The sequence below is a fragment of the Corynebacterium sp. AOP12-C2-36 genome (assembly GCF_052379185.1).
In the GTDB taxonomy this organism is placed as follows: Bacteria; Actinomycetota; Actinomycetes; order Mycobacteriales; family Mycobacteriaceae; genus Corynebacterium.
The window spans coordinates 187684-213087 of the sequence record NZ_JBQSYJ010000002.1 but is presented as its reverse complement, the minus strand read 5'-3'; the positions used below and the strand labels follow the sequence as shown (position 1 = coordinate 213087).

26 protein-coding genes and 1 tRNA gene are annotated in these 25404 nt (G+C 69.2%); 17 read left to right on the top strand and 10 right to left on the bottom strand.

What is annotated here, in order from left to right; genetic code table 11:
• The first annotated feature begins 194 nt into the window (after window positions 1–194).
• The 3 genes from ACT3UN_RS02385 (at window position 195) to ACT3UN_RS02375 (ending at window position 2731) form a co-directional block, all read left to right on the top strand.
• Entirely contained in the window at window positions 195–1121 is a 927-nt protein-coding gene (locus tag ACT3UN_RS02385) for an HAD family hydrolase (RefSeq protein WP_444656140.1), read from the top strand.
• 141 nt (window positions 1122–1262) lie between these two features.
• Complete coding sequence (locus ACT3UN_RS02380; RefSeq protein WP_444656138.1) at window positions 1263–1769, top strand: phage holin family protein; 507 nt, start codon at window positions 1263–1265, stop codon at window positions 1767–1769.
• Window positions 1770–1804: 35 nt separating this feature from the next.
• Entirely contained in the window at window positions 1805–2731 is a 927-nt protein-coding gene (locus tag ACT3UN_RS02375; RefSeq protein WP_444656251.1) for an alpha/beta fold hydrolase, read from the top strand.
• Here ACT3UN_RS02375 and ACT3UN_RS02370 read toward each other — a convergent pair.
• From ACT3UN_RS02370 to nth, 4 genes are read right to left on the bottom strand one after another with little or no spacing between them, the layout of a single operon-like run.
• Entirely contained in the window at window positions 2724–3920 is a 1197-nt protein-coding gene (locus tag ACT3UN_RS02370; protein WP_444656136.1) for a MarP family serine protease, read from the bottom strand. The genes ACT3UN_RS02375 and ACT3UN_RS02370 overlap by 8 nt on opposite strands.
• Window positions 3917–4831 (bottom strand): NUDIX hydrolase, encoded by a 915-nt coding sequence (locus ACT3UN_RS02365; protein ID WP_444626888.1) that lies wholly within the window; start codon window positions 4829–4831, stop codon window positions 3917–3919. The genes ACT3UN_RS02370 and ACT3UN_RS02365 overlap by 4 nt, the downstream gene beginning before the upstream one ends.
• Window positions 4828–5568: a TlpA family protein disulfide reductase gene (locus ACT3UN_RS02360; protein WP_441582522.1), complete on the bottom strand. Its 741-nt coding sequence runs from the start codon at window positions 5566–5568 to the stop codon at window positions 4828–4830. The genes ACT3UN_RS02365 and ACT3UN_RS02360 overlap by 4 nt, the downstream gene beginning before the upstream one ends.
• A complete protein-coding gene (nth, locus tag ACT3UN_RS02355; RefSeq protein WP_444656134.1) occupies window positions 5565–6281 on the bottom strand; it encodes an endonuclease III in 717 nt (238 codons plus the stop codon). Before nth ends, ACT3UN_RS02360 begins: the two co-directional genes overlap by 4 nt.
• Window positions 6282–6518: 237 nt before the next feature.
• Here nth and glxR point away from each other — a divergent pair, with 237 nt between their 5' ends.
• From glxR to ACT3UN_RS02340, 3 genes are all read left to right on the top strand, one after another.
• A complete protein-coding gene (gene glxR, locus ACT3UN_RS02350) occupies window positions 6519–7202 on the top strand; it encodes a CRP-like cAMP-activated global transcriptional regulator GlxR (RefSeq protein WP_441579686.1) in 684 nt (227 codons plus the stop codon).
• Between the two features lie 159 nt (window positions 7203–7361).
• Window positions 7362–7928: a TetR/AcrR family transcriptional regulator gene (locus ACT3UN_RS02345; protein ID WP_444656132.1), complete on the top strand. Its 567-nt coding sequence runs from the start codon at window positions 7362–7364 to the stop codon at window positions 7926–7928.
• The gene (locus ACT3UN_RS02340) at window positions 7925–8905 is read left to right on the top strand and encodes a DMT family transporter (protein WP_444656130.1); all 981 of its coding nucleotides are present in this window, start codon (window positions 7925–7927) and stop codon (window positions 8903–8905) included. The genes ACT3UN_RS02345 and ACT3UN_RS02340 overlap by 4 nt, the downstream gene beginning before the upstream one ends.
• A gap of 62 nt (window positions 8906–8967) precedes the next feature.
• Here the strand turns inward: ACT3UN_RS02340 and ACT3UN_RS02335 are convergent, their stop codons facing one another.
• The 4 genes from ACT3UN_RS02335 to ACT3UN_RS02320 form a co-directional block, all read right to left on the bottom strand.
• On the bottom strand, window positions 8968–9792 hold the full coding sequence (locus ACT3UN_RS02335; RefSeq protein WP_301444189.1) for an MBL fold metallo-hydrolase: 825 nt from the start codon (window positions 9790–9792) through the stop codon (window positions 8968–8970).
• A gap of 104 nt (window positions 9793–9896) precedes the next feature.
• Window positions 9897–10376, bottom strand: a complete 480-nt coding sequence (locus ACT3UN_RS02330) for a RidA family protein (RefSeq protein WP_441579262.1) — start codon at window positions 10374–10376, stop codon at window positions 9897–9899.
• Window positions 10376–10528, bottom strand: coding sequence for a DUF4177 domain-containing protein (locus tag ACT3UN_RS02325; protein ID WP_301443460.1), 153 nt, complete (start codon window positions 10526–10528; stop codon window positions 10376–10378). The genes ACT3UN_RS02330 and ACT3UN_RS02325 overlap by 1 nt, the downstream gene beginning before the upstream one ends.
• A gap of 26 nt (window positions 10529–10554) precedes the next feature.
• Window positions 10555–10959 (bottom strand): WhiB family transcriptional regulator, encoded by a 405-nt coding sequence (locus ACT3UN_RS02320; RefSeq protein WP_301443459.1) that lies wholly within the window; start codon window positions 10957–10959, stop codon window positions 10555–10557.
• A gap of 609 nt (window positions 10960–11568) precedes the next feature.
• Here ACT3UN_RS02320 and ACT3UN_RS02315 point away from each other — a divergent pair.
• The 6 genes from ACT3UN_RS02315 to ACT3UN_RS02290 all read left to right on the top strand — a co-directional run bounded on the left by ACT3UN_RS02315 (window position 11569) and on the right by ACT3UN_RS02290 (window position 16901).
• Window positions 11569–13755, top strand: a complete 2187-nt coding sequence (locus ACT3UN_RS02315) for a transglycosylase domain-containing protein (RefSeq protein WP_444656128.1) — start codon at window positions 11569–11571, stop codon at window positions 13753–13755.
• 95 nt (window positions 13756–13850) lie between these two features.
• Window positions 13851–14741 carry a metallophosphoesterase gene (locus ACT3UN_RS02310; RefSeq protein ID WP_301443462.1) on the top strand — a complete coding sequence of 297 codons (891 nt, stop codon included), beginning with the start codon at window positions 13851–13853 and terminating at the stop codon, window positions 14739–14741.
• A gap of 118 nt (window positions 14742–14859) precedes the next feature.
• Window positions 14860–14933 (top strand) — tRNA-Pro (locus ACT3UN_RS02305).
• Between the two features lie 140 nt (window positions 14934–15073).
• Complete coding sequence (locus ACT3UN_RS02300; RefSeq protein WP_444656126.1) at window positions 15074–16120, top strand: hypothetical protein; 1047 nt, start codon at window positions 15074–15076, stop codon at window positions 16118–16120.
• 226 nt (window positions 16121–16346) lie between these two features.
• Window positions 16347–16544, top strand: a complete 198-nt coding sequence (locus ACT3UN_RS02295; protein ID WP_301443457.1) for a CsbD family protein — start codon at window positions 16347–16349, stop codon at window positions 16542–16544.
• Between the two features lie 57 nt (window positions 16545–16601).
• Window positions 16602–16901, top strand: a complete 300-nt coding sequence (locus ACT3UN_RS02290) for a GlsB/YeaQ/YmgE family stress response membrane protein (protein ID WP_444656124.1) — start codon at window positions 16602–16604, stop codon at window positions 16899–16901.
• Between the two features lie 56 nt (window positions 16902–16957).
• Here ACT3UN_RS02290 and ACT3UN_RS02285 read toward each other — a convergent pair whose 3' ends face one another.
• Together ACT3UN_RS02285 and ACT3UN_RS02280 are read right to left on the bottom strand one after the other, a co-directional pair.
• Window positions 16958–17638: a response regulator transcription factor gene (locus tag ACT3UN_RS02285; protein WP_444656122.1), complete on the bottom strand. Its 681-nt coding sequence runs from the start codon at window positions 17636–17638 to the stop codon at window positions 16958–16960.
• A gap of 13 nt (window positions 17639–17651) precedes the next feature.
• Entirely contained in the window at window positions 17652–18515 is an 864-nt protein-coding gene (locus ACT3UN_RS02280) for an aldo/keto reductase (RefSeq protein ID WP_301443683.1), read from the bottom strand.
• Window positions 18516–18748: 233 nt separating this feature from the next.
• Here ACT3UN_RS02280 and ACT3UN_RS02275 point away from each other — a divergent pair, with 233 nt between their 5' ends.
• The 5 genes from ACT3UN_RS02275 to ACT3UN_RS02255 are packed head-to-tail and all read left to right on the top strand — an operon-like array spanning window position 18749 to window position 25404.
• Window positions 18749–21925 carry a DUF4040 family protein gene (locus tag ACT3UN_RS02275; protein ID WP_444656120.1) on the top strand — a complete coding sequence of 1059 codons (3177 nt, stop codon included), beginning with the start codon at window positions 18749–18751 and terminating at the stop codon, window positions 21923–21925.
• Window positions 21922–22350, top strand: coding sequence for a sodium:proton antiporter (locus ACT3UN_RS02270; RefSeq protein WP_301443685.1), 429 nt, complete (start codon window positions 21922–21924; stop codon window positions 22348–22350). The genes ACT3UN_RS02275 and ACT3UN_RS02270 overlap by 4 nt, the downstream gene beginning before the upstream one ends.
• The gene (locus tag ACT3UN_RS02265) at window positions 22350–23978 is read left to right on the top strand and encodes a monovalent cation/H+ antiporter subunit D family protein (protein WP_444656118.1); all 1629 of its coding nucleotides are present in this window, start codon (window positions 22350–22352) and stop codon (window positions 23976–23978) included. The genes ACT3UN_RS02270 and ACT3UN_RS02265 overlap by 1 nt, the downstream gene beginning before the upstream one ends.
• The gene (locus tag ACT3UN_RS02260) at window positions 23978–25129 is read left to right on the top strand and encodes a Na+/H+ antiporter subunit E (RefSeq protein ID WP_444656116.1); all 1152 of its coding nucleotides are present in this window, start codon (window positions 23978–23980) and stop codon (window positions 25127–25129) included. The genes ACT3UN_RS02265 and ACT3UN_RS02260 overlap by 1 nt, the downstream gene beginning before the upstream one ends.
• Complete coding sequence (locus ACT3UN_RS02255) at window positions 25126–25404, top strand: monovalent cation/H+ antiporter complex subunit F (protein WP_301443011.1); 279 nt, start codon at window positions 25126–25128, stop codon at window positions 25402–25404. Before ACT3UN_RS02260 ends, ACT3UN_RS02255 begins: the two co-directional genes overlap by 4 nt.

The following is a 25404-nucleotide window of genomic DNA, read 5'->3' as shown; positions in this document are numbered from 1 at the left end:
CCCCTCATGCCGGTAGATAGTGACAGCAGGGCCACCACAGTGGAAGAGGGACCGGCGAGACGGCCGGTTCCTGTGGATAACTTCCGTGGCGGTTTCGCGAAACTGTCCCCACCCCCTGTGGACAACGTTCACGGGGAAAGGAATGAATGATACGCAAGGTAACGAATGAGGCTCCTGGAACGTATGGTGTAGGTGTGACTACGCCGCAGGGAGAACCACGCGAGCCGGACGGCACCACCACCTCCCACACCACCAACGGGACACCCGACGCCCCGGCCACGCCCGTCGCCGACCTCAGCAGGGCCATCGCCACCGACCCCGGCGTCGACCCCTCGCACGTCCTGGCCGTCTTCGACCTGGACAAGACGATCATCGACACCTCGGCGTCCATGGCCTACCGCAAGCCGCTGGCCGACCGCGGACTGATCAGCACCTCCGACATGCTGCGCATGCTGATGATGCTCGGCAACTACATGATCAGCGGACACGACGACAACTCCCTCAACACCACCCGCGACACCCTCGTCGCCATGGTCCGCGGCCGCAGCAGCGACGACCTCGCCGACGTCGCCCACGGTGCCCTGCAGGACGTGATCGTCCCGGTCATCTACGCCGAGGCCCGCGACCTGATCGCCCGCCACCACGAACTCGGCCACAAGGTCGCCATCATCACCGCCTCCGCCCGCGTGCTGGTGTCGCCCATCGCCGACGAACTCGGCGCCGACCACCTCATCGCCACCGAACTCGCCGTCGACGACGACGGCCTGTTCACCGGCGAGGTCCCCTTCTTCTGCAAGGGCCCGACCAAGGTCGAGGGGCTCCGCGAGCTCTGCGACACCGGGGGCTACGACCTCACCGCCAGCTACGCCTACACCGACTCCGCCACCGACCTCCCACTGCTCGAGGCCGTCGGCCACCCCACCGCGGTGAACCCGGACCGCGCGCTGCGCCGCGAGGCCGCGACCCGCGAGTGGCCGATCGCCCGCTTCGGACGCACCGAGCCGCTGTTCACCCTCCCGGAACACACCGGCGCCATCGCCGGCACGTCCGCCGCCGTGGCCCTCGTCGGCACCGTCGCCGCAGGGCTCCTGGTGTGGCTGCGCGGACGCGAGGACGAGTGACCCCGCCCCACTAGAGTGCGGCTTCTGCCTCACCATCCGGGCGGCTCTGGCACAATAGCGTGGAGAACCGACACGGTAGGATCACCGTAGGATCACCGAACCGGGATTTTCGAACCGGACCATCACCCAGGAGAGTGCGTAGTGAGCGACAAGAACAGCAACGGCCTGTTCACTGACCAGGACAGCTTCAACCCCAAGGTCAACTCCATCCCACTGTCCGACGCGGACGCCCAGGCCGCCGGCCGTGGCGGCAGCATCGCCGACCTCGTCAAGGACGCCACCACCCAGGTGTCCTCGCTGATCCGTTCCGAGGTCGAGCTCGCCAAGACGGAGATCTCCGCCAGCGCGAAGAAGGCCGGCATCGCCGTCGCCATGTTCGGTGCCGCCGGTGTGGTGCTGGCCTACAGCTCGTTCTTCTTCTTCTTCTTCCTCGCCGAGCTGCTGGACAACTGGCTGCCGCGCTGGTCGGCCTTCCTCATCGTCTTCGGCATCATGGTCGTGCTCGTCGCGCTACTCGCCCTGCTCGGCGTGAAGTTCGTCAAGGGCGTCAAGAAACCCCAGGCCACGATCGACTCGGTCAACGACCTGAAGTCCGTGGTCCCCAGCGGGCAGAAGGACGAGTCCGCCGACAACGGGCTGTACACCTAGACCGTCCGGCTTTGACCGGCCCCTCTTCCAACGCCATGACCAGCGCCGACGCCGCCCACAAGTACGTCCACACCCGCGGCATCCGCCTGCACGTCCTGGTGCAGGGTCCCCCCGACGCGCCCCTGGTACTGCTCATCCACGGTTTCGGTGGAGGGCACTTCGACTGGCGTGAACTGATGCCCGAACTCTGTGGCACCACCGACGCCGGGAACCCCTCCCCGCCGGTGCGCGTCGCCGCCGTCGACCTGCGCGGATACGGTCGTTCCGACAAGACTCCGCGCGGCTACGACCTCACCACCGCCGCCTCCGACATGTGCGGCACGATCCGCGCCCTCGGCCACACCGACGCCCTGGTCGTCGGCCACGGCGAAGGCGGGCTCATCGCCTGGACGATGGCCGCCCACGAGCCGCGCCGCGTGCGCGGCATCGTCACCCTCTCCTCCGCGCACCCCCTGGTGCTCGCCCGGTCCGTCCTGCTGCACCCGGTCTCACAGTGGCCGCGGGTGCGCGCCTCGCTCTACGCCCAGCTGCCCCGCCTGCCGGAACGCGCCCTGCGCCGCAACGGCTCGGAGGCGGTCGCCCAGTCCTTCCGTCAGCAGGTCGCCCCCGGTTTCCGGGACACCGCAACCTGCCGGGAGCACGAGGAACTTCGCCGCGAGGCGATGCAGATCGACAAGGTCGCCCACCTGTCCTGCGAATACCGGCGGTGGACGCTGCGTAGCCGGCTGCGCCCGGAGGGCGGCGACTTCAACCGGACCTTCCCGGCCCGCACGGAGGCTCCCGCGGTGTGCGTGGACGGGTCGATGGACCCCGCCTACTCCCCGCGTATCGCCCGGCGCTCGGCCACGCGTGGTGCCGACGGCTCCTCCGCCGAGCTGCTCTACGGTGTCGGCCACTTCCCCCACATCGAGGACGCCCCCTCCGTCGCGGCGATCATCCGCGACGCCGGGCCACTCAGTTGACCACGCACTCCTGGGTGTCCACCGGCGAGCGGTAGGACGCGGTGTCGCCGACGTGGGAGAGCACCTCGTTCTTCGTCAGGGCGTAGCCGGTGTCGGAGTCCCCGACCGCCGCGCCGAACACCAGGCCGAGCACGTTGCCCTCGGTGTCCACCAGCGGTCCGCCGGAGTTGCCCTGCACCACGGTGCCGCGCAGTGTGTACGCCTCACGGTCGACCCGTGCGTCGGCGTAGATGTCCGGCCCGGAGACCGTGAACATCTCCCGCACGCGTGCCGGGGTGGCCTGGAACGGCCCGCCGAGGGGGAAGCCCATGACGATCGCGTCGTCGTTCTGCGCGGCGGGCTGGTCCGCCCAGTCGAGGGTGGGAATCGTGGTGCCGTCGGTGGTGCGGATCAGGGCGATGTCCTGCGACGGGTTGTAGTAGACGACCTCGCCCTCGGCGTCGCCGTCGACGGTCTCCAGGGCCACCCGGCCGGTGCCTGCCACCACGTGGGCGTTGGTCATCACCAGGTCCGGTTCGATCGCGAAGCCCGAGCCCTGCAGGATCCGGCTGCACTGCTCGGCCTCACCGAGCACCCGCACCAGCGACGGGCGGGCCTCGGCGACGACCGGATCGTCCGACAGCGCGGAGTCCGGGGCCGCGACCTCGGCGGAGGGCACCTCGTCGAAGGGGTCGGTGATGACCGGGAAACCGGAGTCGCTGAAGAACGACGCCGTCTGCTGCGGCAACGCCTCCAGCCACGAAGGGGCGAGTTTGCTCACCCCGGACAGGATCGAGGATCCACGCACCGCCTTGCCCAGGTCCCCGGAGTTGTTGCCGGCCACGGGCACCACGATCAGCCACACGACCACGACGGTCGTGACGACCTGGACCAGCGCACCGACCACCGAGTCGACCCGCAGCACGGCGCGGGTACGGATCAGGTCACGCAGACGCCCGCCGATCACCGAACCGATGGTGTAGCCGATGACCACGGACCCGGCGACGACCGCCAGGGCGACGAGGAAACGCTGGGTGTCGCCGTCGACGTACCCCATCACCCACGGCAGGATCCGCAGGCCCAGGACACCACCACCGAGCACGCCGGCCAGCGACAGCACCGCCGAACAGCCGCCCTGCCGCCACCCCGACATCAGGGCGAAGACGGCGACGACGCCCAGGGCGACGTCGACGATGACCGAACCGCTCATCGGCTTTCCTTCCTGTCGTGTGTGCTGTCGTGTGTCCTGTCGTTCTCCAACTCCCCGTCGAGCCGGTCGCCGAGCGCCTCGGCTGCGAGGTTCTCCCCGTTGCGGGAGGCCTCCAGCGCCGCGAAGAGGTCCGCCACGGCCGCCGGCTCACCGTCGGCCCAGGGTTCCTCCCAGGGCCGCTCCCAGCCGGCGATGGTGAGCAGGGCGTCCACCACCCCGCCGGTGAACCCCCACAGGAGGTACCCGTCGACGTCGAAGGCGGGGCCGTGCCAGCTCAGGAAGCCGATACGGCGGCGGTTGGCGGGGTCGGCCAACCGGGCGACGGGGAAGGCCCGGACCCAGTCGGACTCCTGCGTGGCCGGGTGCACCGGCCCCGGGGTGCGCCACCAGGCGACGACCGGGATCACGGCGTGGTTCGTCCGGTCGATGTACAGCGGCGCCATCACGCTCACCGGCACCACCGACGTCGGGTCCAGCGCGGTCTCCTCGACCGCCTCGCGCACCGCGGTGGCGACCGGGTCGGCGTCCTGCGCCTCCCGACGGCCGCCGGGGAAAGCGATCTGCCCGGAGTGCGTGCGCATGCGCGGGTTGCGGTGCGTCAGCAGGACGGTCGTCTCCCCCGAGTGCTCCCCGCCGTCACCATCGCCCAGCAGCACCAGCACCGCCGAGTAGCGCGGCGGGGTGCCGTCCGGCCCGAGTTCGGGGACGGTACGTGCCGGCTCGTTGAAGATCGCGCCGATGCCGCTCTCCCCGGCATCCGGGTCAGCGCCCGGGGCCGTAACCTCGGCGAGACGACGGACCCAGTCCGGGAGGTCGTCCGGCAGTGCAGGCTGGGTCCGCGCAGACTCCAGCCAGTCCTGCAGTGAGTACTCCCCGGCGTTGTCACGCTCGGGTTCGGTGGGTCGGCTCATGAGTTCCCCATACTACGTGCCATGAGGTCCTCCACCTGCTCCACGGAGGTCAACTCCCCGGGATGCAGCTCCTGGCGGGAACCGTCGGCACCGTAGACCACCGACAACGGCACCACCGCCGGCAACGACGCCGCGGCCGCGACCTGCCCGGTGGAGTCCTGGAAACTGGCGAAACGCACGTCCAGGTCGTTGAGCAGGTCCACACCTGCCTGGCCGCGCTCGTTGGAGTGCACCCCGACGATGTTCCACTCCGGGTGCTTCTCGGCGACTTCCTGCAGGACGGGCAGCTCCTGGCGGCACGGCCCGCACCACCACGCCCACACGTTGACCAGCGTGGGCCTGCCCGACAGCATCTCGGCGACGGACGCGCTCGACTGCCCACCTCCGTCGGTCAGACACGGCAGGACGACGTCGGCGAGCTCGGCGTCCTCAGCGACCTCAGCGTCCTGCGCCCCGGCCTCCGGCGACGGGCAGGCGACACGCTGGGCCTCCGGCACGTCGTAGGACGTCCCGTCCGGGTCCGGCTCGCCGGTCGCCTCACCGGACGGCTCCGCCGGCGACTGCGAGGCCGACGCCGCTGCGCCCGGCGCATCCTGCGCGTTCTGGGCCCCGTCCCCTCCGGTCAGGGAGATCACCATCGGCACCGCGGCGACCGCCAGGCCGACGACGACCACGACCGCCAGCAGGATGCCGCGCAGACGCGCGTCCGACGGCGTTGCGTCCTCCCCGCGCGTCACCTCGTACCGTCCTCACGCGAGGGGCACTTCGCCGCCAGGACGCACTGCCCGCAGGCCGGACGCCTCGAGTGGCACACCTGCCGACCGTGGAAGATCAGGCGGTGGGAGAACATCGTCCACTCCTTCTTCTCCACCCTCGCGGTGATCTCACGCTCCACCGCGACCGCGTCCGTCTGCGTGGTCAGCCCCAGCCGACGCAGCACCCGGCCGACGTGCGTGTCCACCGGGAAACCCGGCACACCGAACGCATTGCCCAGCACCACGTTCGCCGTCTTACGGCCCACCCCCGGCAGCGCCACCAGCTCCTCCATCGAACCGGGCACCTCGCCGCCGTGGTCGGAGCACAACGCCGCACCCAGGCCGATGAGACTGGACGCCTTGTTGCGGAAGAACCCCGTCGGACGGATGACCTCCTCCAGGCGCTCACGGTCGGCGCCGGCGTACGCCGCGGCGTCCGGAAACTCCCGGAAGAGCCCCGGGGTCACCTGGTTGACCCGCTTGTCCGTGCACTGCGCCGACAGAACGGTGGCGACGAGCAGCTCCAACGGCGTGGTGTAGTCGAGCTCGCAGTGCGCGTCCGGGTACTCCCCCGCCAACGTCCGGTTGACCCAGCGGGTCCGGCGCGTCAACGCCAGCGACGAGCCGGACGTGCCGGTCGTACCGGTCCGGCGGGTGGCGCGGGAATCAGAACGGGATGCAGAGGTTGTGACCATGGTGGAGACAGTCTAACCCCGCCGACGGACATGGACCCGACACGAAACATCACCGCCCGTGCCACGATGATTCCCCCGGCGTTCCACAGAACACGCCCCCCAGGCTGTATTGTGTGGAGTGACCCTTTTCGGGGGCCTGTGTGACCGATCCGTCACCACGGCCACAGCATCGCCGGCACCGCCAGCTTTCGACCGAACAGCAGACGAACAGTACCAAGACCAGGAGTCAGACGAGTAATGGGTGAAGTACCTGAGATCCTGTCTCGCGCCGGAATTTTCCAGGGTGTCGAGGCCACAGCGGTCAACGCACTCATCGAGCAGTTGGAGTCGGTGACCTACCCGCGCGGAACCACCATCTTCGACGAAGGTGAACCGGGCGACCGCCTCTACATCATCATCAACGGCAAGGTGAAGCTCGCACGCCACGCCCCCGACGGGCGCGAGAACCTGCTGACGATCATGGGACCGTCCGACATGTTCGGCGAGCTGTCCATCTTCGACCCGGGCCCGCGTACCTCCGCGGCCGTCTGTGTCACCGAGATGACCGCGGCCACCATGGACTCCCAGATGCTGCACGACTGGATCTCCGACCACCCGGAGATCTCCGAGCAGCTGCTGCGCGTGCTGGCCCGACGTCTGCGCCGCACGAACAACACCCTGGCCGACCTGATCTTCACCGACGTTCCCGGGCGCGTGGCCAAGGCGCTGCTGCAGCTGGCGAACCGTTTCGGCGTGCAGGAGGGCGGCGCGCTGCGCGTCCACCACGACCTCACGCAGGAGGAGATCGCCCAGCTCGTCGGCGCCTCGCGCGAGACGGTGAACAAGGCCCTGGCGGAGTTCGCCCACCGTGGCTGGATCCGCCTGGAGGGCAAGTCCGTGCTGATCTCCGACACGGAGCGGCTGGCCAAGCGCGCGCGCTAGCGCCTTCGCCACCCCTCCCCTTTCTCACCCCCTCCTCGTCCAACGCAGCGGCCTGCGGGCCCTGCGTTTTTCTGCGCCCGCCGAAGTAGGTAGACTGATCTGGCTACTTAGTCGGACCGCCCAGGACCCGACCCAGGCCCCCACGCAGGAGGACACCCCGTGGCCGAGACCCGCCGCCGACCGGCACGTGAACGCATCCTCACCAGCGCCACCACCCTGTTCTACGAGCGCGGTATCGCCGCCACCGGCATCGACGCCGTCGTCGAGCACGCCGGCGTCGCCCGCAAGAGCCTGTACAACAACTTCGCCTCCAAGGACGAGCTCATCGCCGCCTTCATCGAACGCCGGCACCACCAGTGGCTCGACCTGCACCAGGCACGGCTCCGCGCCGCCGGCAGCACCCCGGCCGAGCAGGTCCTCGCCGTGGTCGACGCCTACATCGACCACGCCGAGGCCGACGGCACGCACTTCCGCGGGTGCGGCCTGCTCAACAGCGCCGCGGAGTTCCCCCTCGGCTCGGCCCCGCGCGCCCAGGTCGCCCGGCACAAGCAGGAGGTCGAGGACATCGTCGCCACCGCCCTGGGTTCCGGCGACCGAGCCAGCGACCGAGCCACGGCCCTGCACATCTCCTTCCTCCTCGAGGGCGCGATGAGCCGGTCCGGACTCGACGGAACCACCACCCACCTGCACCACGCCCGCGAGATCATCAGGGCGCTCGCCGCATGACGTCCCCGCGACTCCCCGCCCTGCTGGCGGTCACGGTGACCGCGGTGCTGTGGGGAACCACCGGCACGGCGGCCACCTTCGCCGGCGACGTCGGACCACTCGCCATCGGCGCGGTGTCACTCGGCGTCGGTGGACTCCTCCAGGCGCTCATCGCCGTCCCCGAGCTACGCCGGCAACGAGCCCTGCTCCGGACGCACCGACGCACCGTCCTGCTCGGCGGCGTGGCGGTGTTCACCTACCCCCTGGCGTTCTACAGCTCGATGCACCTGTCAGGTGTGGCGGTCGGCACGGTGATCTCCTTGGCCTCGGCACCGCTGGCAGCCGGACTCATCGAGAAGTTCACCGGCGGGGCACGGCTGGGGCCGTGGTGGGCGTGCGCCGCCGCACTGGGCGTGACCGGCGCGGTGTTGATCAGTGTCGCGTCCGGTGAGCGGGACTCCGGCGACTCCGACTCGGGCGCGATGCTCGCCGGCATCGTGCTGGGCCTGGTCGCCGGGGTGTCCTACGCCGTCTACGCGTGGGCGGCGTTCCGGCTCATGGTCGTCGGGGCGGGACGCGGCGCGGCGATGGGCTCGGTGTTCGGTGTCGGCGGCACACTGCTGATCCCGGTCCTGCTGCTGACGGGTGCGCCGATCCTGGACTCGTGGAACAACGTGGCGGTATCGGCGTACATCGCGGTGGTGCCGATGTTCCTCGGCTACGTCCTGTTCGGTTACGGACTGACCGCACTCGCCCCGAGCACGGCGACGACGGTGACGCTGCTGGAACCTGCTGTGGCCGCGCTGCTGGCCGTGGCGGTGGTCGGCGAACGCCTGGCCCCTCTGGGGTGGGTCGGCCTGGCACTGATCGCCCTGGTGCTGCTGATCCTCGCGTTCGCCCCGCAGCACAGCGGGGACGATGAACGTAGCGACGGCACCGGGAGCACCGGCGACATCACCCCGTTGCCCGAGCCCGAAGATACTCACCCTTCCAGGTAGGCAAAGGGGCCGAATCGCTGCCTGGAAAGGTGATCCGGCGACACAGGCCGGCGCCGGGACTCCTACAGCTTGCCGAGGTGGCGCAGCGCCACACGCGTGGACTGCTTGGCGGAGTCACGCAGCACCGGGTCGACGTCGGTGTAGATCTCGTCGACGATCTGGCCCACGGTGGCCTCGTCCCCCAGCTTCGCCACGGCCTCGGTCACCTGCTGGAGCCGGAACTCCCGACGCTCCAGGTACTTCTGCGCCAGCTCGGCGGTGTCCTCGCGGTCCGGACCATGGCCCGGCAGCATGTGCACCCCGGCCCCACGACGGATCAACAGCCGCAGGGTCTCCAGGTAGTCGCCCAGGTCACCGGTGGTTTCCGAGATCATGGTGGTGTGCCGTCCGGCGATGGTGTCACCGGTGATGATGGCCTCGACGTCGGCATCGGTGTCACCGGCGTCGGTGTGGACGGCGAAGCAGACCGAATCATCGGTGTGCCCCGGGGTGGCGATGACCTCGATCGACGGGGTCAGCCCCTCGAACCGGATCACCTCGCCGTCCTCCAGGACGTCCCCGCCGATGCAGTAGCGCTTGTCGATGGCGCGCACCGGTGCCCCCAGCAGCTGGCGCAGGCGGGCGGCCCCGTCCTCGTGGTCGGGGTGGTGGTGGGTGAGGAGGATCAGTGCGACCTCCGCGCCACCCTCGGTGGCCTTCGCGCGCAGGACGTTGAGGTGTCCCTCGTCCTGCGGCCCGGGGTCGACGATCACGCTCCGGCTGTCACCCGGTGCCCGGATGACCCACGAGTTCGTGCCCTCCAATGCCTGGTAGCTGGGGTTGTCGCACAGGACGACTCCGGTGGAAGGGGTGACGGAACGCAACTGGCTGTACGCGGGATGCTCCATGGCTCTAATCCTACTGCGGGGACCGCCCACGGTCAGTCCGGGCGGGGGTGGGTCCACCCGTCCCGGAAGCGGCCACGGTGGCGGGGACGGGACGGGCGGACGGCTCAGGCCACGCGGACGATGAGCTCGACCTCGACCGGGCTCCCCAGCGGGAGCTCGGCGACGCCGACGGCACTGCGGGCGTGCGCCCCGGCGTCGCCGAAGACCTCGCCGAGGAGTTCGGACGCACCGTTGACGACGGCGGGCTGTCCGCCGAATCCGGCGGCCGAGGCGACGAAGCCGACGACCTTGACGACCTGCACGACGTTGTCGATGCCGACGAGGTCGTGGACGGCAGCCAGGGCGTTGAGCGTGGCGGTGCGGGCGTACGCCGCAGCGTCCTCGGGGGACACTGCGGCATCCTCCGCGCCCACGGAGCCGGTCACGGGCAACCGGCCGTCGACGAAGGGCAGCTGGCCGGAGGTGAACACAAGGTCACCGGTGCGCACGGCGGGCACGTAGTCCGCGACCGGCGCGGCGACCGGGGGGAGGGTGAGACCGAGCTCACCGAGCCGGGCGGAGACGCGGCCCCCGTCGACCGGCACTACTTCTCCCGCTTCAGGTAGGCGACGTGCTGCTCACCGGTCGGGCCGGGGAGGACCGAGACGAGTTCCCAGCCGTCCTCACCCCAGTTGTCGAGGATCTGCTTGGTGGCGTGGGTCAGGAGCGGAACGGTGACGTATTCCCATTGAGTCATGTCGACGAGTATACAAATGTCCCGGCTCAGGCCTGGGACGCCTCGAGCTGGCCGGCGAAGAAGTCGGCCCAGCTCTCGACCTCGGGGTGCTTGCGCAGCAGGGCACGGCGCTGACGCTCGGTCATGCCGCCCCACACGCCGAACTCCACGTCGTTGTCGAGGGCGTCCGCACGGCACTGGAGCACGACCGGGCAGTGGCGGCAGATGGCCACGGCCTTGCGCTGCGCGGCCCCCCGGACGAACAGCTCCTCGGGGTCGATGTTGCGGCAGTGCGCCTGGGTGATCCATTCGCCACGGTTGTTGAAGGACTCGCGGGTGGTGACCTGCCCGGCCGTGCGGTGCAGCACACCCTGGCTGCCGCTGCGAACATCGGGGGCTGCGGCGGCCTCAACGTCGGTGGAGGTGTCGGGGCGTTGGAGTGAAGCGGTCATGATGTCCTTCCGCTGTGGATGGTGGCCGGGGGTTGATGATCCCCGGCTCCGGAGATCTGACCCCGGAAGTGATCATCAGCAAACTGGGTGTAAGTGTATTCACACAGATTTAGAAGTGTCGAATCGCACATATGCCGAGAACCTGTGCGGCACGTCACCGGGCGCCCGCGACGAGGGTCCGGGCCATGCCCACGCGGTCCGTCGCGCCGTCCGGCCCGTCACTGCTCCACCACGGGCCCCGCCGCTGCCCCACCACTGTGTCTTCTCGCCCACCCACGGCACACTCGGCGCCGTCGCGCAGCGGAATGGAATGATCGCCACAGAAGATGTGCTGGTCATCACACTACGGCACCACAATGACGGTACAATGTGATGTCCGTCACCACTTGACCGTTCGCTCGCCGCCCGGCCACGGTCGCTGCTACCGACGGCCCCGGCGACGCGCCGCCGGCGCCTCACCGCCGCCCCTCCGAAACCCCGCACACGACCTCCGCGGAACGTCCGACGGCGCAGCCCTGCGCCACCCCCGCACGCTCCCCCTGCCGGGGACCGATCGGCGATACCGGCACGGGCTCCCCATCACAGGGGCCATCCGATACGCTGCTGTGTGTGACTTACCTCAACAGCGCAGCCACACTCGTCCTCGCCGTCGTGATGGTGGGCGCACTCACCGCCTTCGCCGTCGTCCCACTGGTCGGCGGCGCGGGCCTGGTGGTCAACGCCGGCTCGGACACCGTCGACAGCGACCTCGCCGACATCGACGACAACGAGTCGCTGCCGGAGGTCAGCACCGTCACCGACCGTGAGGGCAACACGCTAGCCACCCTCTACGACCAGCGCCGCTACTCCGTCGGGGCGGACGAGATCTCCGACACCATGAAGGACGCCATCGTCGCCATCGAGGACCGTCGCTTCTACGAGCACGACGGGGTGGACGTGCGGGGCACCCTGCGCGCCCTGGCCGCGAACTTCTCCAGCGGCGGAGTCGAGCAGGGTGCCTCCACCATCGACCAGCAGTACATCAAGAACTACCTGCTGCTCATCGACGCCGCGGACGACGAGGAACGCGCCGCCGCCACCGAGACCTCGGCGTCGCGCAAGCTGCGCGAGATGAAGATGGCCACCGACCTGGAGAAGCGCTACTCCAAGGACGAGATCCTCACCCGGTACCTCAACCTCATCTCCTTCGGTAACGGCGCCTACGGCATCGAGGCCGCCGCGCGCACCTACTTCTCCACCACCGCCGACCAGCTCACCGTGCCGCAGTCCGCCCTGCTGGCCGGCATGGTGCAGTCCACCAGCGCCCACGACCCGTGGACGAACCCGGAGAGCGCCCAGGCCCGGCGCGACGCCGTGCTCAACTCCATGGTGGAGACCGGCGCCCTGGGTCCCGCCGAGCGCGACCGCTACGTGGCCGAACCCCTCGGCGTGAACGAGAGCCCCGTGGGCCAGGCGAACGGCTGCATCGGCGCGGACAACGCCGGTTTCTTCTGCGACTACGTGCTGTCGTACCTGGAGAACCACGACCTGGACACCGCCGAGCTCGCCCGTGGCGGCTACACGGTGCGCACCACCCTGGACCCGGCAGCCCAGGAGACGGCCGTGAACGCGGTACGCGCCCAGGCCGACCCGTCCACCCCGGGTGTGTCGCTGACCTCCAACTTCATCGCACCGACGGACGACGCCCACGAGGTCGTCGCCATGGCCTCCTCGCGCACCTACGGGCTCGACGCGGACGTCAGCGAGACCGTCCTGCCGGTGACCCACACCTCCGAGGGCAACGGCGCCGGCAGCGTGTTCAAGATCTTCGCCGCCGCGGCCGCCATGGAGAACGGCATGGGCCTGAACACCAGCCTCGACGTTCCCAACCGCATCGAGGTCTCCGGCATGGGCAGCGGCGGTGCGGAAGGATGCCCGGCCAACCGCTACTGCGTGGAGAACGCCGGCGACTTCAAGTCGAAGATGAGCCTGCGCGAGGCACTGGCCACCAGCCCCAACACGCCCTTCGTAGCCATGGCGGAGAAGCTCGGCACCGAGCGGATGACCGACATCGCCGTGGACCTGGGCCTGCGCTCCTACGGCGAGGCGGGCTCCTACGACGGCGAGCAGTCCGTGGCCGACTTCATCAAGGACAGCAACCTGGGCTCCTTCGTGCTGGGCCCGCTGGAGGTCAACCCCCTGGAGCTGGCGAACGTCTCCGCCAGCCTCGCCGACCACGGCCGCTGGTGCGAGCCCTCCCCCGTCCTGTCGGTCACCGACCACGACGGGCAGGACGTGGCGCTGGACACCCCGGACTGCGAGCAGGCGCTCTCCTCCGGTGTGGCGGACGCCCTGGCCAACGGCATGGGCGGGGACGTCGCGGACGGCACCGCGTCCGGCGCGGCCGACGCGTCCGGCTGGGGCGGGCCGATCTCGGCGAAGACCGGCACCACCGAGACCAGCCTGTCGGCGGCCTTCCTGGGCTTCACCCCGGGCCTGGCGGGCGCGACGTACGCCTTCAACGACGGCTCGCAGGCCTCCCCGCTGTGCACCGGGCCGCTGCGCCAGTGCGGCGAGGGCAACCTCTACGGCGGCAACGAGCCGGCGCGGGCGTTCTTCACCGCGGCGAACTCCATGGTCGGCAGCTACGGCGGTGCGGGCCTGCCCTCCTACAACCGTGACTACGACCGCGGCAACCCCGCGCGCTACCGCAGTGCGGCGAACGACACGGCGACGGGCGGTGCGTCCGGAACAGGATCGTCCGGGACGGCCACCCGTGAGACCGGCTGGGACATGACCCTCGACGAGTTCGACTAGGCCACCTCCCGCCCGCCGTTACACTGGGCAGGGTGACTAGCCGAGACCTCCCAGACAACAGTTCCGCACGCGCCCGCGGCGTCCTCTCCTCCGCCCTGCGCACCACCGGCGCGCTCGCCGCGCTCGGCGTGGCCACGGCGGCCGCCGCCGTCGTCGAGACCCGCGCCTTCGTCCTGCACGAGGTGACCGTGCCCGCGCTCGAGCCGGGCACGCTGCCGGAGGGGCAGGACGACTTCAGGATCCTGCACGTCTCCGACCTGCACATGCTCGCCGACCAGAAGATCAAGCAGGGCTGGGTCGCCTCGCTCGACGCCCTGGAACCCGACCTGGTGGTCAACACCGGCGACAACCTCGGCGAGGAACAGGCTGTGCCGGGCGTCCTGCGTGCGCTGGGTCCGCTGCTGCGCCGTCCGGGTGTGTTCATCTTCGGCAGCAACGACTACTACGCGCCGCACCCGGTGAACCCGTTCAACTACCTGCTGGGCAAGCGCAACAAGCCCAGCGACGTGGAGCTGCCGTGGCGCGGCATGCGCGCCGCCTTCGTGGAGCACGGCTGGGAGGACGCCACCCACCGGCGCGTGGACTTCGCCACCTCCGGGGTGAAGCTCGCCGTGGGCGGTGTGGACGACCCGCACCTCGACCGGGACGACTACGGGGCCCTCGGCGGCCCGCCGAACCCCGAGGCCGACCTGGCGATCGGCCTGGCGCACTCCCCGGAGCCCCGGGTGCTCGACGAGTTCGCCGCCGACGGCTACCAGCTGATGATGGCCGGGCACACCCACGGCGGTCAGCTGTGTCTGCCCGGCGGGCGGGCGATCGTGACGAACTGCGGGATCGACCGCTCCCGGGTCTCCGGGTTGTCGCGGTGGTCCGAGCGGATGTGGCTGCACGTGACCAACGGGTTGGGGACGTCGAAGTACGTGCCCTTCCGGATGTTCTGCCGACCGTCGGCGACCCTGGTCCGGGTGGTGGAGCGGGAGTCCTGACGCGACCCGCTACGCGGCCGTGTGCAGGTGTTTTGCCACGGGGCCGGAAGTCCGTCTATAGTGCTTACCTGTTGCGACACAGAGAAACCCGCGAGGGTTGATCCGTGCCGTTCCAGACCGGGGTATGGCGCAGCTTGGCAGCGCGCTTCGTTCGGGACGAAGAGGTCGTGGGTTCAAATCCCGCTACCCCGACAGCCAGAGGAACACCCTCCGACCTGCAGACGCAGGACGGAGGGTGTTCCTTTTCTTTGCGTGGGATCCGGGTGACCGGCCGCAGGAGGCCACCCTCAGGGGTGTTTCCCGCGTAGGCCGCCACTTCTAGCGTGGAACCGATGACAAGTTTCACCCCGTCCGGCGCGGGCCGCGTCCTGCCGACCGCGCTGCGCTCACGGATCCTGCGTGCCGGGGACGACGCGGAACGCGCCCTGGCGCTCGCCGACGACGTCCGCCGGGCCGTCGGGCTGCAGTCCCCCGGCAACACCCGACGGATGTGGCGCGGCCTGGCGGAGCTCGGCGCGCTGAACCTCACCGCGGCCCGGTGTCTGGGCCCACACCTGGAGGCCCTCGCGATCCTGCAGCAGGCGCGCGAGTTCGACCTGGTCGTCTTCGCCCCGGCGGGGTCGACCTGGGGCGTCTTCACCGACGACTCCGCGGCACAGGTGCACGCCGTGCGGACGCCGACCGGCGGCTGGCTGCTCACCGGAGGAGTGTCCGGGTCCGCGGCGGTGGGTTCGCTGAGCCACGCGCTCGTCAGCGCCCGCACCGACGGAGCGGCACACAGCCTCTTCTCCGTCCGGCTTCACGACGACGGTGTGACCGTCGACGCCCGGGACGGTGGGAGTGTGAGGTTCCTGCGGGCCCACGCGCACGTCGTGGGAGCGCAGGACTGGTACACGTCGCGTCCCGGGCACGCCCTCGCGGCGGCCGGGGAGGCGGCGATGTGGTGGGGCGCGGCCTGTGGCCTCGCGCAGAAGCTGCACCTGCGGCTCGCCCGGCCGACACCGGACGCCATGAACGCCGTGAACAGGACGGACCTGTGGGACCTGGGACGCTGCGACACGGCGCTCTTCGCGGGCGGTGCGGTCCTGGAGCGACTGGCCGGCGTCGTGGACCGCGAAGGTGCCACAGGGGCACCGGAGTGGGCTGAGGCCCTGCGGGTCCGCGGCATCGTCCACGACGCCTGCGAGACGACGCTCTCCTGCGTCCTACGGTCCCTGGACGCTGCCCCGGGGAGCGGTCCGGACGGCGACGACGACGCCCGCGCCCGACAGGTGCGCAACCTGCGGGACGCGCTGCGTACCCACCGTCCCCGGGAGGATCTCGTGACCGTGGGTGCCAGTGCCCTCCAGGGCCTGCCGACGGTCTGGGGCGGACGGTGATGCCCCGCCGCTGAACGACAACACGGTTCGAGCGAGTTGCGAGCGAGTCCAGCCAATTGCGGAAGTGTATTGACATATAGACACACCGTTTATTTTGTCATGCCTTTTTCGGTTTATTTATGACCGGAGAGGCCGCGAACGACGGAAAATGCCCGTCACACTTTCGACACAATGACGTACACTGGGAACGAACATTTGTTTCCGACGACCGAAAGGGAGAACCACCGTGGGTCTCGACGACAAGATCAAGAACAAGGCTCAGGACGCCACCGGCAAGGCCAAGGAAGCCGCTGGTGACGTCACCGACAACGACCGTCTCAAGGGAGACGGGAAGACCGACCAGGCGGCGTCCGGTGTCAAGGACGCCGCAGAGAACGCCAAGGACAAGATTTCCGAGGGAATCAACAAGATCACCGGAAACTAGCGGACCGCAGACCCCTGCGCCCCGTCCCGGAACGACGACTCATGAACGGAGAATGACATGGACTCGAATACGCTTATCCTCGCCGCCAGTTCGGCCCCGCCCCTCGGCTTCATCGGCTGGATCATCGTCGGCGGTCTCGCCGGCTGGATCGGCTCGAAGGTCATGGGCACCGACGCCTCCATGGGGATCATCCTCAACATCGTCGTCGGCGTGATCGGCGGCTTCCTCGGTGGCTGGCTGCTGACCCTCTTCGGCGTGAACGTGGCCGGCGGAGGAATCATCTTCAGCTTCATCACGTGCCTCATCGGCGCGGTGATCCTGCTGTGGATCGTGGGACTGGTGACCAAGAAGAGGTGACGTCCCCGGCCCCCCGCGGGCCGGACCCCTCCTCCCCCACCACCGGGAGTTACCCCTCAGCTCGGCTGGGGGGTCTTTTCACGTCCGGGCGGGGTCATCCCGTGCTCCATTCCCCACCGCACCGCCTGGGAGCGCCGTTCGACGCCCATCTTGCGGTACGCCGACCTGATGCACGACTTCAACGAGTTGATCGTGATGAAACTCCGCTCAGCGATCTCCGCGTTGGTCATCCCCCTGGTGATCAACGTGACGATCTCCGCCTCCCGCGCGGTGAGCCCCTCCGCCTGTCCCGGCCAGACGCCACGCACCGGCACCGGGTCGGAGGCCGCGGTAACCGCGAACTCCGCGGTGTCGGAGACCAGCACCTGCCCCTCCACGATCGCCTCCAGGCACTCGACCAGCACCCCGGCGCCCATCGACTTGTCGAGGTAGCCGTGACACCCCCTGTCCAGGGCGGTCTGGATGAGGTCGGCCTGCATGTTCCAGCTGTAGACCACCACGCGCCCGGCGGTGGGGTCGGCCAGCACCGCGTCGATCTCCTGGCCGTCCGCCTGGGTCAGCCCGAAGGTGTCGTAGAGGGTGAGGTCCACCGGGCGCTCGCCGGTGGTCCCCACGTCCGTCTCGACGATGTGGATCCTGCCCTCGTACGGGGCCAGGATCGACCGGAGTCCGGCGACCACGACCTCGTAGTCGTTGAGCAGCCGGAGTCTGAGGGGGTGGGTGATTTGCGTGGGCACGCAGCCGATTGTCTCAGAACTCCTCGTAGCTCGCCGGATCCTGGCCCTTCAGACGCCCGTCGGGACGCCCCAGGGCGGTGATCGCCGCGACCTCGTCGTCGCGGAGCTCGAGCTTCAGCGAGTCGAGGTTCTCCTGCTGACGTTCCCGGCTGGACGCCTTCGGGATCGCCAGGGAGCCGACGGCCCGGTGCCACGCCAGCACGACCTGCCCGGCGGAGGCGTCGTGCGTGCGTGCGGCGTCCTGCACCGGGGCGCTGTCCAGCGCGGCACCGCGTCCCAGCGGACTCCACCCCTCGGTGATGATCCCGTGCGAGTTGTTCCACTCGAGGGCGCCGACCTGGGGGAAGGCGGGGTGCAGCTCGATCTGGTTGACCTCCGGGAGCTCACCGGTCTCCTTCTCCAGGGTCTCGATGTGCTCCGGCAGGAAGTTGCACACGCCGATGTGCTTGACCAGGCCACGCTCCCGCGCCTCGATCAACGCACGCCAGGCCTCGACGAAGTGGCCCTGGCCGGGGTTCGGCCAGTGGATGAGGTACAGGTCGATCGGGCCGACGTCCGCCCGGTAGTAGGACTCCTCCACCGCGGCCAATGCCTTCTCGCGCTCCTGGTAGCGGCCCGGGAGCTTGCTGGTGTAGATGATCTCGTCGCGCGCGGCGAGGCCCCGGTCCACGGCCGCACGGATGCCGGCCCCGACCGTCCCCTCGTTCTCGTAGTTGTAGGCCGAGTCGATCAGGCGGTAGCCGAGTTCGATGGCTCCGGTGACCGCATCGGCGCCCTCGGTGCCCCACAACTTGTAGGTGCCGAACCCCAGTGCGGGCAGTTCGAGCGATGCGGAGTTGGACTGTCGGTCGGGCGTTTCAGACGCTGTATGAGACATGCCGCCCGATCGTAACAAGGTCGCCGTCCGGGCGTGTCCGGGTAAGGGCAGGGGCCCCTACTGCAAAGTCCTGCCCGTACCCGTGTCCGACACGCCTGATAAACTTGGCCCGTCGCATAAGGTTACTCGGATCCTGACCGGATCCGCAGGTGGTTCGGTCCGAAAGACCCGACAGCCGCAGGAACCATGGGGCGCCTACCGAGTCAGAACAAATGTGAGGTGTTGGTGAGACCGTGACCCTGATCGTCGTTCCTGTGGTGCTTGCCATAGCTCTCGCACTGACCCCGGTCCTGGTCAAGACACTCGACCGCAACGCAGGCTGGCCACTGGCCGCCGTGTTCCTCGGGTTGGCCGCCTACGTACTCTCCTACGCCGGGGACATCCTCGACGGACAGGACGCCGTCTTCTCGGCGACCTGGGTCCGCGATGTCCTGCCCGGCGTGGACGGCAGCGGGACGGACCTCGAGTTCGCCCTGCGCATGGACCCCCTGGGCATGTTCTTCACCCTGCTCGCACTCCTGATCGGTTCAGCGGTGTTCGCCTACTCCTCGCGGTACCTGCACCGCGGGGAGCACATCATGAACTTCTACGTCCTGATGACGGCGTTCATGGTGTCGGTCGTCGTCCTGTTCCTCGCCGACGACGTCTCCGTGCTGTTCATCGGCTGGGAGCTCGTCTCGCTGGCGTCCTTCTTCCTCATCGCCCGCGCCGGCCACACCGGTGAGCCCGGTGCCGTGCGTACCCTGATCCTCACTTTCACCGGCGGGCTCAGCCTGCTGGTCGGCCTGGGTGTCGCCGTCGCCGCCACCGGGACGTCGAACATCTCCGGCATCATCAACAGCGACGTCTGGGGGCAGGACGCCTCGGTGACCGTCATCGTCGCCGTGCTCATCGCGCTCGCCGGGTTCTCCAAGGCCGCCCAGCTGCCCTTCCACGTGTGGTTGCCGGAGGCCATGGCCGCGGCGACCCCGGTCTCCGCGTTCCTGCACGCCGCCGCCGTCGTCAAGGCCGGCATCTACCTGCTGCTCCGTTTCTCCGGCATCTTCTCCGACGTGCTGGTCTGGAACCTGATGCTGATCATCTCGGGTATGGCCACCGCGGTCATGGCCGCCGTCTTCGCCTACCAGCAGACGGACCTGAAGCGGCTCACCGCCTACTCCACGGTCTCCCAGCTGGGCTGGATCGTGGCGACGATCGGTATCGGCACCCCGTTCGCCCTGGCTGCGGCCGTCCTGCACACCGCGGCACACGCGATGTTCAAGTCCTCGCTGTTCATGGTCATCGGCGTCATCGACCACCAGAACGGCTCCCGCGACATCCGCGAGCTCGGCTCGATCTGGCGTCGCATGCCCGCCACGTTCACCGCCGCCGCGATCGCCGCGGCGAGCATGGCCGGCATCCCGCCGTTGCTCGGATTCGTGTCCAAGGAGGGCATGCTCGAGTCCTTCACCGAGTCCCCGCTGCTGCCGGGCTGGGAGATCGTGCTGCTCATCGCCGCCGGTGTCGGCGCCGTCGCCACCTTCATGTACTCGGCGAAGTACCTCATCGGTGCCTTCATCGACACCGGCTCGGCCGTCGACACCGCCGAGGTCGTCCCTGTCGACGAGGTGAAGGAGGCACCGGCGTCCTTCTGGCTGCCGGCCGCGATCCCCGGTGTGCTGTCCCTGCCGGTCGTTCTCTTCCTGTCGCTGTTCGACGCCCCGATGGACGCCATCGTCGGTTCCATCGGCTCCGGCGACCCGCACTCGCACCTCGCGCTGTGGCACGGCCCGGGCATCCCGCTCTACATCACCATCGCCGTCATCGTGGTCGGCTGCATCGTCGTGGCCATGCGCCACCGCGCCTTCACCGACTGGATGGAGGACCACCGGCTCTTCCCCTTCACCGGGAACGAGCTCATCGCCTTCACACTGCGCATGGCCAGCCGGTGGGGCCGCCTGGTCAGCCGCCTGGGCAACGCCCTGAGCCCGAACAGCCACCTGCTGTGGATCTTCGTGATGCTCCTGGTGCTCGGCACCGCGGCATTCTTCGGCCCCGGCGGGCTGGAGAACCTCGGCGCCCTGCAGCCGCGGGTCTCCGGCATCGACAACATCACCGACATCGCCGGACTGCTCATCATGCTCCTCGTGACCATGGCGATCATCTCCACCCGCTCGCGGATGGGGTCCGTGGTCCTGGTCGGCGTGGCCGGTGCCGGTGTCTCCTGGATCATGCTGACCCTGGGTGCCCCGGACGTGGCGATGACCAACCTCATGGTCGAGTTCATCGTCACCGTGTTCCTCATGCTCGTCGTCCGCCACCAGCCGAGGCTCTACCTCAAGGAGGGTGAGAACCGCACGAAGTTCGCGGTCACCCTCGCAACGATCGTCGGCCTGGTCGTCTTCGTGGGTGTCTGGCTGCTCATCGGCCGTCACCCGCGGCCCGAGCTGGCCCAGTGGTACATCACCGAGTCCCCGGACGTGTCCGGCGCCAACAACATCGTGGCCGCGATCCTCGTGGAGTTCCGTGCACTCGATACGCTCGGCGAGCTGTCCGTGCTGGGCATGGCCGGAATCGTCATCGCGGCGATCGTCGCCTCGGTGCCGAAGTCCCCGGTCCCCGGTTACGGTCCCGGCTCCACCGCCGAGCTCTTCCGCAAGGAGGGGTCCACCAAGTTCCCCGACGTGCACAAGATCCCGGAGCTCGCGCCCTTCTACTCGAAGTACCTGCGCAGCACCCACCTGAACTCCATCCTGGGCCGCAACGTGGTCTGGCCGTTCCTCGCCGTCCTCGTGGTCTACTCCGCGGTGACGCTGTACCGCGGTCACCAGGCACCCGGCGGTGGCTTCCTCGCCGCCCTGATGCTCGCCCTCGGCCTGGTGTTCTGGTACCTGGTGCAGCCGAACGCGAAGAAGATCGGGAAGGCCGACCTCGGCTACCAGCTCGTCGGCGGCGGCATCGTCCTGGCACTGGTCACCGGACTCTTCGGCTTCTTCGAGGGCAGCTTCCTCGCACCGATCCACTTCTACATCGGTTCGGAGCACTTCAGCTCCTCGCTCTTCTTCGACGGCGGCGTGTACCTCGCGGTCATCGGCATCGTGGTCATCGTCCTCAACTCGCTCGGCGGACGCGACCGGCCCGGTGCCGAACCCGGCAAGCTCACCAAGGCGAGTCCGGTGGAGTCCTCGAGGATGATGGCCCAGCGCCCTGAGCTCCAGGCCCTCGCCGGCTCGAAGGTCGCGGTCACCGCCGGTGGTTCAGCGGTCCCGTTGAACCCCTCGGCCGTCGCCGAGGAGCAACGCCGGAACAAACAGAAACGCCCGGACGAGGCGGACCCCGCCCCGAAGTCCGACAAGACAGGCAAGACAGACAAGACAGACAAGACAGACAAGTCCGACAAGAACGAGAAGAAGGACGGTGACGACCAATGATCATCGCGGCCATCATCGCCCTGCTCGTCGCGGCCGGCGTCTACATGGTGATGCAGCGCGGCATGGTCCGCGTCATCATCGGCACCACGCTGATGAGCCACGGGGTCAACCTGCTGCTGCTCGCCGCAGGCATCGGGGCCTGGCGCTCCGACCCGCTGGCAGACCGGACGCTGCCCGCGGAGTCCGCCGACCCGCTCCCCCAGGCCTTCGTCCTCACCGCCATCGTCATCTCGATGGCGACCACCGCCGTCCTGCTCGCCCTCGCGGCCCTCGGCCGTGACGACGACACCCGCTCCGGCGAGGACGTCCAGCGCGCCCGCCGCGAATTCCGCGCCCTGGACACCGTGGGCCAGCGTTCCGCCCACCGCATCGACGAACACTCCGCACAGGCCAAGCGCCGGCGCGACCGAGAGGTGGACTACTGATGAACCCGGACACCCTCGGCCCGCTCCTCGCACTCTTCATCGTCGTCCCGCTGATGTCCTCGGGCATCGCCGCGGCGCTGCCCTGGAGCCTGCCCCGGCGGGCCCTCGGCCTGCTCGTCCCCTTCGCCGGCATCGTCGGCGGCGTCCTGCTGCTGACCCAGGTCGCCGGCGGCGGTGAGACCACCGTCGTCGCCGACAACGTCGGCGACTTCATCGGCGGCGTCTCGATCCCGCTGGCGGCCGACACGCTCTCCGCGGTGATGATCGTGGCCACCTCCGTGGTCGCCTTCACCGCCAACTGGTTCGCCGAGGCCGTCGGCGAGTCTCAGGCACGGTTCTACCCGGCGATGACGTTGATGCTGCTGGCCGGCGTGTGGGGTGCCTTCCTCACCGCCGACCTGTTCAACCTCTTCGTGTTCATCGAGGTCATGCTGATGCCGTCCTTCGGCCTGCTGGCCATGACCGGCACCTGGGCGCGCCTCGCCGCAGGACGCACCTTCGTGCTGGTCAACCTGGTGACCTCGCTGACCCTGCTCTCCGGTGTCGCCCTGGTGTACGCGGTGGTCGGCACCACCAACATCGCCGCCCTCGCCGGGGCTGCGGGTGAACGTGCCTCCGGCGGGTTCGCCGAGGGCATCTACGGCACCCAGTGGCAGCTCTGGCTCGCCCTGGGCATCGTGCTGATCGCCCTGGCCGTGAAGGCCGGTGCCGCCCCGGTGCACACCTGGCTCCCCCGCGCCTACGGATCGACCTCCCCGTCGGTGATGGCCCTGTTCTCCGGGCTGCACACCAAGGTCGGCGTGTACGCCATCCTGCGCATCTTCATGACCATCTTCGAGGGTGACCAACGCTGGGCGCTGACCATCCTGGTCTTCGCCGTGATCGGCATGATGATCGGCGGGTTCGCCGCCCTCGGCGAGACCACCCTGCGCGGGGTCATCTCCTACCAGATGGTCAACGGCATCCCGTTCATCCTCGTGGCACTGGCCTTCCTCGGCGGCAACGCCGAGCTGATGCTCTCCGCGGCGATCTTCTACATGCTGCACCACATGATCACCGCAGGTGCGCTGATCATGGCCGCCGGTGCGGTGGAGGAGACCTACGGCACCGGGCGGCTGCGCCGGCTGTCCGGCCTGATGCGTCGCGACCCGATGATCTCCGTGGTCTTCGCCGCCGCCGCGATGTCGCTGATCGGCTTCCCGCCGTTCTCCGGCCTGTGGGGCAAGCTCATGCTGATCTTCGCCATGGTCCGCGACTCCGGGCCGATGGTCTGGGTCGGTGTCGGCGCGGTCGTCGTCGCCTCCATCGGCGCCCTGCTCAGCATGCTGCACGTCTGGCGCAAGTGCTTCTGGGGCAAGCCGATGGACAAGCAGGACATGGACCCCAGCCTGGCGGTCAGCGTGCGGCTCACCCTGCCGAGCGCGGCGATGATGGTCATCAGCATCGCCATGTTCCTCGGCATCGGCGCGATCACCCAGGTCACCGGCGACGCCGCGGCGTCGCTGACGGACACCACGGACTACGTCCACGCCATCCTCGGTGACCCGGACGAGGCCGTCGGGGTCGTCCTGCCCTCCGAGGAGTACGGCCTGGCGCACACCGAATCCGCAGCGGAAGGAACCCGGTGATGGAAAAGAAGAACATCTTCCAGCAGATCGGCCACTGGACGTCCTACTCGGTCTGGCTCACGGGCCAGATCGTGAAGGAGTCCACCATCATGGCCTACGACACCTTCACCACCGGTCGTCACATCGCGCCCGTGATGATCTACTACCCGCTGCGCCTGACCAGTGAACGTGACATCGCGATCTTCATCGCCTCGATCACCATGACGCCGGGCACCCTGGCCCTCGGGGTCACCGGCCCCAAGGAGGTCGACGAGGACGCCAACGCCGGCAAGCGCAACCTCAGCGACGTGAGCTCCGTGGCCACCTCGGAGTTCCGTACCCACGGTCTCACCCGTGTGCAGCGTTTCCTCGCCGTGCACGCCATGTACGGTGCCGACCCGCAGGAGCTGCTGCACTCGCTGGCGGTGATGGAGGCGAAGATCTCCCCCTCCGTGCGCAAGCGCAAGATCGAGTTCGACGTGGAGCACCTCGTGGAGCGCGGCGTGCCCGGGCCCCGCGGCTACCGCGGCAACCGCGGTGGTCGTGCCAGCGAGGACGGCGTCTTCGACATCGAGAAGGTCGACTCCACCCCGCACGCCGCCGCCTTCGTCGCGGCGATCATGCGCCAGGACGACAACCTCGACGTCAACGACTTCGACAACCTCTCCCGCGAGGAACGCGAGAAGATCGCCAAGACCCACGCGAAGAAGGCCGCCGAGGAGAAGCGCCGTCGGATCGAGGATGAGGAGAAGCGCCGTCGGCGCAAGCTCGCCGAAGAACTCAGCCCGCCGGCCCTCGACCTCGACGACGCCGACGACGACGCCAAGGACTCCGAGGGCGGCATCGACCCCGCACGGGTCGCCCCGTCCCAGGACGGCGGCATCTCCGCCATGTCCGAGGCGCACGACCAGTCCCCCACCGCCGACGGCACGAAGGCCTCCCGCAGTGGCCGCCGCACCTCCCCCATCGCCTCGCTGGTGAACGCGCTGGAGGTTCGTTCCCGCCTGCCGCAGCCGAACCTGGACCTCAGCGGTCGCCGGGGTCTTCCCGGAACACCGCTGTCCCGGCTCCGCGGTCGGCACGGAAGTCCCGCCACCGGTCAGGAACCCCACACCGGTGACCAGGACACCCCACCCGCCGACGGCGACAAGAGAGAGGACGACTCGAAGTGACACCGACACAATTCCTGTGGATCTTCGCCGGGGTCTCCGCGGTGATCATCGCCGCGGCCATGGCCCTCGTTCTGTGGCGGACCGTATCCACCCGTAACGACGCCCGCCGTGCCGTGTTGGCCGACATGGTCTTCCTGACCATCATCGCCGGCTTCCTCGTCTACAGCCTGTTCTACAGTTCGTCGATCACCTACGACGTCGTCCTGCTCGCCGGGCTGGGAGGCGCGATCAGTACCATGGCCTTCGCGCGGATCATCACCCGCGGACGCAGGTAG